The organism is Dactylosporangium sp. NPDC050588 (assembly GCF_040654975.1).
In the GTDB taxonomy this organism is placed as follows: domain Bacteria; phylum Actinomycetota; class Actinomycetes; order Mycobacteriales; family Micromonosporaceae; genus Dactylosporangium; species Dactylosporangium maewongense.
Genome location: NZ_JBFAJA010000043.1, coordinates 62,053 through 74,337 on the forward strand (window position 1 = coordinate 62,053; position 12,285 = coordinate 74,337).

Genomic DNA, 12,285 nt, shown 5'->3' on the forward strand with positions numbered 1-12,285 from the left:
CGGCATCGTCAGACGGCCGCTGCGACGTCCTGCGCCATACTGTCCCGCAGGCTCTTCGGCCGCAGGTCGGTCCAGTGGCGGTCGACGTAGTCCACGCATTCCTGGCGGGAGGTCTGGCCGCTCTCGCCGAAGACGATCCGCCAGCCGGCCGGCACCGCGGCGAACGTCGGCCACAGCGAGTGCTGTTCCTCGTCGTTGACGAGCACGAAGAACGTGCCGTTCTCGTCGTCGAACGGGTTGCTGGACATGCTTGATGGTTCCCTTCTCACAAGGTCGGTTCAGAGCGTTGCGGTGGCCGCGTGCAGCGCGCCGGCGCGCGGGATGACCAGCGGCGTGCCGGTCTCCGGGTCGGGGATGATGCGGCACGGCAGGCCGAAGACGTCCTCGACGAGGTCGCCGGTCACGACCTCCCGCGGGTCGCCCTCGGCGACGACGACGCCCGCCTTCATCACCACGATGTGATCGGCGTAGCGGCAGGCGTGGTTGAGGTCGTGCAGGACCGCGACCATCGTGGTGCCCTGCTCCCGGTTGAGGCGCAGGCACAGCTCGAGCAGCTCGACCTGGTGTGCGATGTCCAGGAACGTCGTCGGCTCGTCGAGCAGCACGATCGGGGTCTGCTGGGCGAGGACCATCGCGACCCACACCCGCTGCCGCTGGCCGCCCGACAGCGTGTCGACGAGTTCCCCGGACAGTTCGGCGACGCCGGTCGCGGCCATCGCCGCGGCGACCGCGGCCTCGTCGTCGACCGACCACTGGCGCAGCAGCCGCTGGTGCGGGAACCGGCCACGGGCGACGAGCTCGGCGACGGTGATGCCGTCGGGCGCCACGGACGACTGCGGCAGCAGCCCGAGCCGGCGGGCGACCTCCTTCGCCGGGTACGCGTGGATCGCCCGGCCGTCCAGCAGGACCTGCCCCTTGGCCGGGGTGAGCAGCCGCGACAGCGCGCGCAGCAGCGTGGACTTGCCGCAGGCGTTGGGCCCGACGATCACGGTGAACCGGCCGTCCGGGACGGCGAGGTCCAGGTCCGTGCTGATCGTCCTGCGGTCGTAGCCGACGGTGATGCGGTCCGCGCGCAACCGGGTCATGCCGCCACCTCCGCTGCGCTCCGGCGTCGGCCTGCCCTGAACCTGCCACATGATGACCGGCCCGAGCCGCTCCGCTGGCCGGTCATGCCGCCACCTCCGCCGCGCTCCGGCGTCGGCCTGCCCTGAACCTGCCACATGATGACCGGCCCGAGCCGCTCCGCTGGCCGGTCATGCCGCCACCTCCGCCGCGCTCCGGCGCCGGCCGCTTCGCTGTCCGCTCATGCTCATGGTCATGCTCATCTCCTCGCCTGGCGGGCCAGCAGCCACACGAAATACAGGCCGCCGATGGACACGGTGACCACGCCGACCGGCAGCTGGGTCGGCGCGAACACCCGCTGCGCCGCGAAGTCGCTCGCCATGAGCAGCAGCGCGCCCATGGCGGCGGACGGCACGAGGGCGATCCCGGCGGTGCGGGCGAGCCGGTGCGCCAGCTGCGGCGCGGCGAGCGCCACGAACGAGATCGGCCCGGCGACGGCGGTCGCGGCGGCGATGAGCGCGACGCCGAGCGCGAGGTAGGCGAGGCGGGTCCGCTCGACCCCGACACCGACCGCGGCGGCCGCGTCGTCGCCGAGCTCCATCACCTGCAGCCGCCGGCCGAGCGCCGCCACCCCCAGGCACAGCGCGCCGATCGCGGCGGCGGCCGGCGTGACCTGGTCCCAGCCGACGCCGTTGAGCGTGCCCTTGCCCCAGATCGTGGCGGCGACGGCGGTCTGCAGGTCCATCTTGATGATGAACCACTGGTTGACGGAGCTCAGGACGGCGCTGACCGCGATGCCGACGATGATGAGCCGGAAGCCCTGGACCCCGCGCCGCAGCGAGAGCACGTAGACCAGCGCGGCGGTCGCGATGCCGCCGGCCAGCGCGGCGGTCGCGGTCTGGGGGTAGCTCTTGCCGATGAAGACGACGCAGACCAGGACGCCGGTGTACGCGCCGGTGCTGAACCCCAGGATGTCGGGGCTGCCGAGCGGGTTGCGGGTCAGCGCCTGGAAGATGGCGCCGGAGACGCCCATCGCGGCGCCGACGAGCAGCGCGAGCAGCACCCGGGGCAACCGCCACTCGACGACGACGAGCCGCACCGCGCGGGACCCGTCGCCGGACAGGGCCTGCAGCACCTCGGCGGGCGTCGCGGTGAACTCGCCGGTGCCGAGCGCGAGGACGGCGACCGCCGCGGCGGCGAGCAGCAGCACGACGCAGGTGACGGCGACGCGGACGCCGGCGCGCACCGAGACGGTCCGCCCGATCCGCAGCGTGTACGCCGACCGTCCGAAGTCGACAGTGGATCCCACGGCACGCTCCCCGACCGGCTTCACGAGGCGCGACACGAGCGGCTTCACAGGGCGCTCGCCGAGCGGCGGCGGACGAGCCAGATGAGCACGGGCGCGCCGATGAACGCGGTCACGATGCCCGCCTGCAGCTCGCCGGGGCGCAGCACGACCCGGCCGACGATGTCGGCGGACAGCAGCAGGACCGGCCCGCCGACGAGCGTGAACGCGAAGATCCAGCGCTGGTCGGGGCCGGTGATCCAGCGGGCCACGTGCGGCACCATGAGGCCGACGAAGCCGATCGGCCCGACCGCCGCGGTCGCCGCGCCCGCGAGGAGCGTCACCGACAGCACGGCGCCGGCGCGGGTCCGGCCGAGGCCGGCGCCCAGGGAGCGGGCGAGGTCGTCGCCGAGCGCGACGGTGTTGAGGGACCGGGCGACGAGCAGCGCGAGGACGAGCCCGGCGACGACGAACGGCGCGACGGCGCCGACGACGTCCCAGCCGCGGCCGGTGAGCGCGCCGACGTCCCAGAACCGCAGGTAGTAGAAGGCGCGCGGGCGCACGAGCCGGATGCCCGAGGCGACGCCGTCGAGCACGGCGCCGAGCGCGACGCCGGCGAGCAGCAGCCGCACCGGGGTGGCCGGCCCTCGGCCGACGGCGGCGAGGGCGTAGACGAGCAGCATCGCGACGACGACACCCGCGAACGCGAACCAGACGTACGCGGTGATGCTCGACAGGCCGAGCAGCCCGATCGCGACGACGACGAAGAGGCCGGCGCCCGCGTTGATCCCCAGGACCTGCGTGTCGGCGAGCGGGTTGCGGGTGACGGCCTGGATGACGGCGCCGGAGATGCCGAGCGAGGCGCCGACGAGGATCGCCAGCACGGTCCGGGGCACCCGCAGGTCCCGCACGATCGACTGGTCGCCGGTGCCGGTGTAGTGCGCGAACGCGTCCCAGATCGTCGCCGGGGACAGGTTCTTGGTGCCGACGGCGATGCTCAGCAGGCAGACCACGGCGAGCACGCCGACGGACCCGGCGAGCCACCCCGCCCGGCGGGCGTTCGTGGCGGCCAGCCCGGCCGGCCGGTTCTTCCCGGCGGCGGCCGGCTGGAGGTCCGGCACCACGGCACGCCCGGGTGCCGGCTGCGGGCGTGCCGTGGTGGGCCCTGCGGTCAGAACCGCCGCGCCGGGCGGCTCCGGTGTGGTCGACCGGCTCACGCGTAGGAGCCCGACCCGGACAGTGCGGGCACGGAGGCGCGGCGCCGGTCGCAGACCGACTCCAGGATCTCCGCGGAGCGGATCGCGGTGTTGGACAGCAGCGACGAGCTGATGCCGTGCGTGTGCTCGGTGCCGCCCTGCAGGTAGATGCCGGCCAGCACGCTCGCGTCGGTGCGGATGCGGTAGTCGCGCTCGACGACCGCGCGCCCTTCCTCGTCGTAGTGGCACCGGCCGGCGAGCTCGCCGAGCAGCGGGAACGGGTCGGCGGGCGTGTAGCCGGTGGCGCAGACGAGGACGTCGGCGTCCAGCACGGTGCGGGCGCCGGTGAGCATCGACTCGACGGTGACCGCGACCCGGTCGCCGAGCTCCTCGGCGGCGGTGAGGCGGGAGACGTTGAGCAGGCGCAGCCGCTGCGAGCCGAGGACCTTCTCCCGGTACACCCGGCGGTAGAGCGCCTCGATGAGGTCGGTGTCCACGACGGAGTAGTTGGTGTTGGCGTGGTACCCGAGCAGCATCGACTTCACCTGGGCGGAGGCGTCGAAGTAGTCGTCGACGGCCAGGGGGTCGAAGATGCGGTTGGCGAAGGGGCTGTCGTCGGCGGGGCTGTAGCCGTAGCGGGACAGCACGCCGCAGACCTCGGCCGACGGGAAGCGCTCGTGCAGGAACGCGGTGACCTCGGCGGCGCTCTGCCCGGCGCCGACGACCACGAACCGGGACGGGTCGGCGCCGGCCAGATCGTCCACATTGGTCAGCAGGTCGCGGCTGTGCCAGACGCGCTTCGACGCCTCGATGCCCGGCGGCAGGGCGGGGCGCAGCCCGCTGGCGAGCACGACGTTGCGGGCGCGGACGGTCCGGCGGGCACCCGTCCGGTCGCGGGTCTCCACGTCATACGCGCTGATGGTGTCGTCGTCGAAGACGGGGCGGACCGCGGTGACGTCCTCGCCGTAGCGGACCATGTCGTCCACGCGGGCGGCGGCCCATTCGAGGTAGTCGTGGAACTCGACCCGCAGCGGGAACAGGCTCTTGTGGTTGACGAAGTCGATGAGCCGGCCGCGCTCCTGCAGGTAGCACAGGAAGCTGAAGGAGCTGGTCGGGTTGCGCATCGTGACGAGGTCCTTGAGGAACGAGACCTGCATCGTCGCGTCCTCGATGAGCATGCCCCGGTGCCAGCCGAACGAGGCCTGCCGCTCCAGGAACACGGCGCTCACGGGCGTGCCGCCGGCGGCGGCGCGCTCCTGCACGGCGATCGCGAGCGCCAGGTTCGATGGCCCGAAGCCCACCCCGACCAGATCGAAGACCGGTCCTTGATCCCCGCGCGGCTCTGGCATCGCAGTCCCATCGTCCATGTCGAGCCCGGCTCGACCGCTCCGCCTCCACCACCGACCGGCGTGGAGTTAGGGAAGCCTAACCTTAGTTTTCACGCTTGTCACGACCGCCCTGCGGCTACCACGTGAATGAAGGGTAGACTAACCTAACTCCCGATCGAAGGCTATGGCATCGAATGCCGTCACTCATCTGGGAGGCCCCATGCGCGTCGTCATGTTCGGATATCAGACCTGGGGGCACCGCACGCTCCAGGCGCTGCTGGCCTCCGAGCACGAGGTCGCGCTGGTCGTGACCCATCCGGTGAGCGACCACCCGTACGAGCGGATCTGGAACGACTCCGTCGCCGACCTCGCGACCGGACACGGCGTCGAGGTGATCATCCGGGACCGGCCCGACGACGCCGAGCTGCTCGACCGGCTCAAGCAGGCGGACCCTGACGTGATCGTCGCCACCAACTGGCGCACCTGGATCCCGCCGGAGATCTTCGAGCTGCCCCGCCGCGGCACCCTCAACGTGCACGACTCGCTGCTGCCCGCCTACGCCGGCTTCTCCCCGCTGATCTGGGCCCTCATCAACGGCGAGCGCGAGGTCGGCGTCACCGCGCACATGATGGACGCGGAGCTCGACGCGGGCGACATCGTCCTGCAGCGGGCGGTCCCCGTCGGCGACCGCGACACCACGACCGACCTGTTCCACAAGACCCTCGCGCTGTTCGGCCCGATCACCGTCGACGGCCTGGACCTGATCGCGTCCGGGCGCACCGACTGGACCCCGCAGGACCGCTCGAAGGCCAGCTTCTTCCACAAGCGCGCCGAGGAGGACAGCCGCATCGACTGGACCTGGCCGGCGGAGGACCTCGACCGGCTCGTGCGCGCCCAGTCCGACCCGTACCCGAACGCTTTCACGTACCACCGCGGCCGCCGCATCCAGATCGTCGCCGCGTCGGTGTCCAAGGGCGTCTACGGCGGCACCCCGGGCCGCATCTTCATCCGCGAGGGCGACGCCGTCGTCGTCGTGGCCGGCGCCGAGGCCCGCCGGGGCCGCAGCCACGGCCTGGCCGTCGAGCGGATCCGCACGGAGGACGGCACCGAGCTCGCCGCCAAGGACTACTTCACGACCATGGGCGGATACCTCACCGCCCGGCGGTGACCGCTCAGCCGCACCGCGCCGGCGGCTGCGCCGCAGTGGCCTCAGTGGCCTCAGGGGTCGCCGGCACGCCGGCGGACTCTTGCGGGGCGGACGCGGCGACGGCCTCCGGCGACACCGGCGCCGCGGACCTGCTGACCGGAGGGGTCTTCGACGGCGCCGGCGCGGCCGCGGTGGCGCCCGGGCGCTGCACGGTGCCGACCGTCAGCGTCACGCCGCTCAGCGTCGTGCGCCGGCCGGCGGTGTCGGTCACGCGGACCGTGAACGGCCCGTTCCCGGCGCCGTTCTGCGCGATCCAGTAGTTGTAGTCGGTGTGGCTCAGCGCCTTCCAGCCACCGCCGGACTGCAGCTCCACCGCCGACAGCGGGTTGCCGGTGTTGTCCAGGCGCAGCGCCAGCCAGTACCGCGACGAACCCTCCTTGACCCGGACGGTCATCGGACCGGGCACCGGCGGGCTGGTCACCCGGCTGTAGGTCACCTTGATGACCCCCGCGACCGGGTCGCCGATCTTCGCGAACGCCTGCCGGCTCAGGTCCAGGTGCCCGGCGGCGCACTCCGGGCAGCGGTCGGTGACCTTGACCCGGACCGTGCCCTTGGGCCCCTTCACGTCCAGGTAGCCGCCGCACGCCGCGCCGGCCGCGTACTCGGCGTTGCCGAGCGCCACCACGAGCGGGTTCGGCACCTGGTCGAACGAGCAGTTGCCGCCACCGTCGGCCGCGTAGAACGTCGCCTGCCCCGAGGACGCCGCGGGCGCGGCACACGCCGCGCCGGACGCCTGGGCGACGAGCGCGACGGTCGCGGTGCCGGCGACGACGGCACCGGCGGCCGCGACCACCCACGCGCTGCGGCGCGTCCACCACGGTTGCTGCGGTTCGGGGTTGTCCAGCACGATCGGCATCGTAGCCGGGCCCCGGGCCGCCGGGCCGCCGCCAAAGGAACGCTTAAGCCGCCGCACAACCTCAGCGGAGGCCGGCGAACAGGTCGTCCTCCGGCAGCGGCGCGCCGGTCGTGTCACGCACCCGCAGGAACGTCTCCACGCCCATCAGCGCGGTGAAGCGCTCCCGGCCCATCTTCAGGAAGAAGATGTTCTCGCCCTGGCTGGCGTGGGCGGCGAGCGCGTCGTACTTCTGCGACCCGTACGCCCTGGTGTCGACCCACGTCGTGATCTCCTCGTCCGGCAGGCCGATCGGCGGCCCCTGGGGTGCGGTGTCCGACGCGGGATCGGGCTCCGGGTCCGGCACGTCGAACTCGACACCGAGCTCGCGCAGCGTCCGGCCGAACTCCTCCATGCCGGAGCGGGGCACGGTCGTCCAGTACACCTTGGCGGGGCTGCCGGTCAGCTCGACCGCGGCCATCGTGATCCGGTGCGCCTGGATGTGGTCGGGGTGGCCGTAGAACCCGTTCTCGTCGTAGGTGACGATCACGTCCGGCTCGTACCGCCGGATCAGCCCGGCGAGCCGCTCGGCGGCCTCCGGCACGGGCGTGGTCCAGAACGAGCCGGCCACGTCGTTCGTCGACCAGCCCATCATCCCCGAGTCGGGGTAGCCGAGCAGCTCCAGGTGCGACACCTTCAACGCCGCGCAGGCGGCCTCGAGCTCCTCGGCGCGCATCGCGGCCACCGCGTCGGGGTCGTGCCCGGGCTCCCCCGGCTTCACCCCGCCGGGCCCGTCGCCGCAGCGCCCGTCGGTGCAGGTCACCAGCACGGTCGTGATGCCCTCCGCGGCGTACTTCGCCAGCACGCCACCGGTGCCGGTCGCCTCGTCGTCGGGGTGTGCGTGCACTGCCATCAGCGTCAAGGGTCGCTCAGCCATGCGACCCACCCTATCCACTCGCGCGCGCGGCTCAGGTCCGCGCCGGGCCCGCCGATAATGTGGCGTGCGGGGGCGTGGGTCACGACCGGCGGGCGCGGCAGCCGCGGGCCGCGCCGGCGATCCGGCGCGCCTGGAGACGCTGCACGCCACCGGCCTCCTGCACGCCGGCGGGGTGCCGTCGCTGGACCGGCTGACCCGGCTCGCGCGGCGCGCGGTCGGGGTGCCGGCCGCGCTGGTGTCGCTGGTCGACGCCGACCGCCAGGTGTTCGTGAGCGCCGCCGGCCCCACCGGCGCGCGGGACTCCCCGCTCGCCCAGGCCTCCTGCCGGACCGTGGTCGACGACGGCGCGCCGCTGGTGATCCGGGCCGCCGAGCGGCCGGACCTGGTCGCCGCCTTCGTGGGGTACCCGCTGCGCACCCCCGACGGGCAGGTGCTCGGCTGCTTCTGCGTGGCCGACCACGCGCCGCGGCAGTGGAGCGCCGAGGACCTCGACACGGTCGCCGACCTCGCCGGAGCCGCCGAGGTCGAGCTGGCGCTGCGGCTGGCCAACAGCGAGCTGCTGCTCGCCTCGACGCGGACGCAGGCGGTGCTGGACAGCGCCGCCGACGCGTTCGTGTCGCTCGACGCCGCCGGCACGGTCCTCGCGTGGAACCTCGCCGCGGAGCGCATGTTCGGCCGGTCGGCGGCGGAGACCCTGGGCGGGCCGGTCGGTGTGGTCGTCGCCGGCACGTCGCGGGACGCGTTCGCCGCGTGGCTGGCGGAGACCTCCAGGGCCGCCGGGAGCGGATCGGCCGGCACCCTCGAGGTGACCGCGGTCGACCGGGCCGGTCGCAGGTTCCCGATCGAGGTCATCGGGCAGCCGTACGTGGAGCGCGACCGACCCGTCATCCACGCGTTCGTGCACGATCTGAGCCCGCGGCAGGCCGCGCGGCGGCAGCTGGACGCCGAGCGCACGTTCCAGCGGGCGCTGCTGGACAGCCTCGACACCGCCGTCGTCGCCTGCGACGGCGAGGGCCGGATCGCCACCGTCAACCGGGCGTTCCGCGACGCGCACCCGGGCGTGGCGGTCGAGCCGACGAGCGCGCCGAACTGGGCCGGCACCTACCAGCTCTACGCCGCCGACGGCCGACGCCGGCTGCGCCCCGACCAGGTGCCGCTCGCCCGCGCGTTCGCCGGCGAGCACGTGCACGGCGAGGAGATCGTCGTCGGCGACCCCACCGGTGCGCAGCGCCGCTTCCTGTGCAACGGCCAGCCGATCGACGCCCCGGACGGCGGCCGGCTCGGCGCGGTCGTCGCGATGCACGACATCACCGACGCGCACCGGGCCGAGCGGCTGCGCGGCGCGCAGCTCGCGGTCGCGGAGGCGCTGACGACCGCGGCCGGGGCGGCGCAGGCGGCGGGCGCCGTCGTCGAGGCGGTCACCGTCGCGCTCGACTGGGCGCTCGGCGAGTACTGGCACGTCGACCCGGACGCCGGCGTCGCCGACCGGCTCGGGGTGTGGGTCTCCCCCGGCCGGGCCCGGCCCGCGTTCGTCGACGACGCACCGGCCGCCGGCCCCGGCGACGGCATGATCGGCCGCGTCTGGAGCACGGGCCGGCCGCAGTGGCTCGGGGACATCGGGCAGCTGCCGTACCCGTCGCCGCGCCGGGACGACGCCCTGGCGGCGGGCCTGCACGCCGCGATCGGGCTGCCGGTCCTCAGCAGCGGCACCGTCCTGGGCGTGCTGGTCTTCGCCACCGAACGGCTCGTCCCGCCCGACCCGGACGTCCTGGCGATGCTCGACGGCGTCTGCGCCCACATCGCCCGGCACATCGAGCGGCTGCGCGCCGACGACCTCAGCACCGCCCTCGCCGCCGCGCGCCGCGACTTCGACCGGGTCGTCGCGAACGTGAACGACTTCGTGTGGACGGTCGAGGTGCTCACCGACCGGTCCGTCCGCTCCGTCTACGCGAGCCCCGACGGCGGCGGCGTCTTCGGCTCGCCGGTGCCCGCCGGCACCGACCTCGCGATGGTGCTCGCCGACCGGGTCCACCCGGAGGACCACGTCCTGTACGGCGGGTTCCACGCCTCGCTCGCCGCCGACCAGCCGGCGGAGATGGAGGTGCGGGTCACCGGCTTCGACGGCGTCACCCGCTGGGTCTGGACCCGCGCGGTCCCGCGGCGGGAGGGCGGGCGGCTGTTCCTGGACGGGATGAGCACCAACGTCACCGAGCGCCGGATCCTCGCCGAGCACCGGGAGGAGCTGCTCGCCGAGCAGCGGCAGCAGGTGCGGCGGCTGCGCGAGCTCGACCGGATGAAGGACGACCTCGTCGCGCTCGTCTCCCACGAGCTACGCAACCCGATCGGCACGATCCTCGGGTACGCGGAGATCATCGGCGACGAGCCCGGCGTCAGCGACGACGTGCGCCACTACGGCGAGGTCATCCGCCGGCACAGCAGCCACATGCAGCAGCTCGTCGACGACCTGCTGGACCTGGCCCGCCTCGGCAGCGCGAGCCTCGCCGTCGACCCGCGGCCGGTGCCGCTGACCCGCTTCCTGCGCGAGGCGGTCGAGGACCACCGGCCGGCGGCGGACGCGAAGGGCGTCGCGCTGCGCCTGGACGCCGCCGCGGACCTCACCGTGCGGGCCGACCCGGCGCGGCTGCGGCAGGTGCTGGACAACCTGCTGTCCAACGCGGTCAAGTACACCCCGGGCGGCGGCACCGTCACGGTCGCCGCCACCGCCGCCGGCGCTGAGGGCCCTACATCGGTCAGCGTCACCGACACCGGCATCGGGATCCCCGCCGAGCAGTACCAGCAGCTCTTCACCCGCTTCTTCCGCGCCTCGACGGCCCTCGCCCACGGCATCAAGGGCACCGGCCTGGGCCTCGCCGTCACCAAGGCGATCGTCGACGCCCATCACGGCACGATCGCCGCCAGCCCGGCCGACCCCACCGGCACGACCTTCACGTTCACCCTGCCCTGGGCCCTGCCCTGAGCCCTGCAGTGAGCCCTGCCCTGAGCCCGCCTGAAGGTGTACTGCCGACGAACAGCAGGTGTACGCAAGGGGAACGATGTTTACCCCGCAGGCGTCGTCCTAACCATAGGATCATGAACGAATCCACTGGTCACGGGGCCGGAATCGGAGGTGGGCGACATGGCGAAGAAGTCGAAGAAGTCGAAGAAGGACAAGAAGAACAAGAAGAAGAAGTAGGCCGGTCGGGCCGCCGTCTCCCAGCGGTACGGCGGCCACCACCCCGACGTCGAGGGTCAGGAACCATGCACTACGACATGCTCGCGCTCCTGGACGCCCACCTGGCCCAGCTGAGCGCCGCCCGCAACCAGCTCGCGGCCACCCGCAGGGTCGCCCCCGGCGAGCGCCGCACCGCCGCCCTGTCCACCATCGACATCAGCGAGCAGTACGCCCTGCAGGCCCGCGGCCTGCTGGCCGACCTCGACACCGACGTGTGCCGGACCCTGGTCACACAGTGATGACGACCTTCGCCCGGGCGTGGTCCATCTCCAGGTAGCGGACGGCCTCGGCCGCCTCCCCGAGCGGGAAGGTGCGGTCGATGACCGGTATGACCGCGCCCGACTCGATCAGCTCGCGCAGCGTCGCGAGGTTCTCCCGGCCCGGCACCGCGGTGAGCACGCGCACCCGGTGCCGGACGAACCGCGACACCACCCGCCCCCTGGTGATCAGGCCGACCGGCCCGAACAGGCTGCCACCCTCGGACACCCCGCCGCCGGACAGCACCAGCGTCCCCGTGGGCGTGAGGACCCGCCGGAACTCCGCCAGGGAACGGTTGCCCACGAGGTCGAAGACGACGTCGTACGGGCCGCCCTCCCGGACGAAGTCGGCGACGGTGTAGTCGATGACACGGTCGGCGCCGAGCGACCGGACGAGGTCGACGTTCCTGGTGCTGCACACGCCGGTGACGTGCGCGCCGAAGGCCTTGGCCAGCTGCACCGCGAACGTGCCGACCCCGCCTGACGCGCCGTTGACGAGCACCCGCTGCCCGGGCCGCACGCCCGCCTCGTCGCGCAGCCCCATGAGGGCGGTGTTGCCGGCGAGGGGCACCGCGGCGGCCTGCTCGAACGTCACGTTCGCCGGCTTGCGGTCCACCGCGCCGGCGGCCGGGACCCGCACGTACTCCGCGAACGCCGCGTCGACCTCGCCGTAGACCTCGTCGCCGGGCCGGAAGCGGGTCACCCCCGCGCCGACCGCCTCGACCCGGCCGGCGAAGTCGGTGCCACGCACCCGCACCTTCGGTGCGCCGAGCCCGAACGCCATGCGGGCCACGTACGGGTCGCCGCGCATCACGTGCCAGTCGCGGGCGTTGACCGACGCGGCCTGGACGCGCACGAGCACCTCGCCGTCGCCGGCCGCCGGCGGCTCGATCTCGCCGACCCGCAGCACGTCGGACGCCCCGTAGCGGTCCTGGACGATCGCCTTCAT

Annotated in this window: 11 protein-coding genes; 3 read left to right on the top strand and 8 right to left on the bottom strand. The window is 73.7% G+C overall.

Annotated features, from left to right (window positions below):
• Positions 1–8: 8 nt before the first annotated feature.
• From AB0I21_RS28295 to AB0I21_RS28315, 5 genes are all read right to left on the bottom strand, one after another.
• A complete protein-coding gene (locus AB0I21_RS28295) occupies positions 9–248 on the bottom strand; it encodes an MbtH family protein (protein WP_344498877.1) in 240 nt (79 codons plus the stop codon).
• 30 nt (positions 249–278) lie between these two features.
• Positions 279–1,085 carry an ABC transporter ATP-binding protein gene (locus AB0I21_RS28300; RefSeq protein WP_344498875.1) on the bottom strand — a complete coding sequence of 269 codons (807 nt, stop codon included), beginning with the start codon at positions 1,083–1,085 and terminating at the stop codon, positions 279–281.
• A 236-nt stretch (positions 1,086–1,321) separates the two neighbouring features.
• Positions 1,322–2,371: an iron chelate uptake ABC transporter family permease subunit gene (locus AB0I21_RS28305; RefSeq protein ID WP_360565621.1), complete on the bottom strand. Its 1,050-nt coding sequence runs from the start codon at positions 2,369–2,371 to the stop codon at positions 1,322–1,324.
• 44 nt (positions 2,372–2,415) lie between these two features.
• Complete coding sequence (locus AB0I21_RS28310) at positions 2,416–3,468, bottom strand: iron chelate uptake ABC transporter family permease subunit (RefSeq protein WP_360565623.1); 1,053 nt, start codon at positions 3,466–3,468, stop codon at positions 2,416–2,418.
• A 92-nt stretch (positions 3,469–3,560) separates the two neighbouring features.
• Entirely contained in the window at positions 3,561–4,892 is a 1,332-nt protein-coding gene (locus AB0I21_RS28315) for a lysine N(6)-hydroxylase/L-ornithine N(5)-oxygenase family protein (protein ID WP_360565625.1), read from the bottom strand.
• A 199-nt stretch (positions 4,893–5,091) separates the two neighbouring features.
• Between AB0I21_RS28315 and AB0I21_RS28320 the strand changes: the two genes are divergently transcribed.
• Positions 5,092–6,039 (top strand): methionyl-tRNA formyltransferase, encoded by a 948-nt coding sequence (locus AB0I21_RS28320; RefSeq protein ID WP_360565627.1) that lies wholly within the window; start codon positions 5,092–5,094, stop codon positions 6,037–6,039.
• A 4-nt stretch (positions 6,040–6,043) separates the two neighbouring features.
• On the opposite strand, the gene AB0I21_RS28325 is transcribed toward AB0I21_RS28320, so the two are convergent.
• Both AB0I21_RS28325 and AB0I21_RS28330 read right to left on the bottom strand, forming a co-directional pair.
• Positions 6,044–6,925, bottom strand: a complete 882-nt coding sequence (locus tag AB0I21_RS28325; RefSeq protein ID WP_360565629.1) for an expansin EXLX1 family cellulose-binding protein — start codon at positions 6,923–6,925, stop codon at positions 6,044–6,046.
• A gap of 70 nt (positions 6,926–6,995) precedes the next feature.
• A complete protein-coding gene (locus tag AB0I21_RS28330) occupies positions 6,996–7,847 on the bottom strand; it encodes a PIG-L family deacetylase (protein WP_354901576.1) in 852 nt (283 codons plus the stop codon).
• A 64-nt stretch (positions 7,848–7,911) separates the two neighbouring features.
• Here AB0I21_RS28330 and AB0I21_RS28335 point away from each other — a divergent pair, with 64 nt between their 5' ends.
• Together AB0I21_RS28335 and AB0I21_RS28340 are read left to right on the top strand one after the other, a co-directional pair.
• A complete protein-coding gene (locus tag AB0I21_RS28335; protein ID WP_360565630.1) occupies positions 7,912–10,824 on the top strand; it encodes an ATP-binding protein in 2,913 nt (970 codons plus the stop codon).
• A 281-nt stretch (positions 10,825–11,105) separates the two neighbouring features.
• Positions 11,106–11,318: a hypothetical protein gene (locus AB0I21_RS28340; protein ID WP_360565632.1), complete on the top strand. Its 213-nt coding sequence runs from the start codon at positions 11,106–11,108 to the stop codon at positions 11,316–11,318.
• Here the strand turns inward: AB0I21_RS28340 and AB0I21_RS28345 are convergent.
• A complete protein-coding gene (locus AB0I21_RS28345) occupies positions 11,308–12,285 on the bottom strand; it encodes an NAD(P)-dependent alcohol dehydrogenase (protein ID WP_360565633.1) in 978 nt (325 codons plus the stop codon). The genes AB0I21_RS28340 and AB0I21_RS28345 overlap by 11 nt on opposite strands.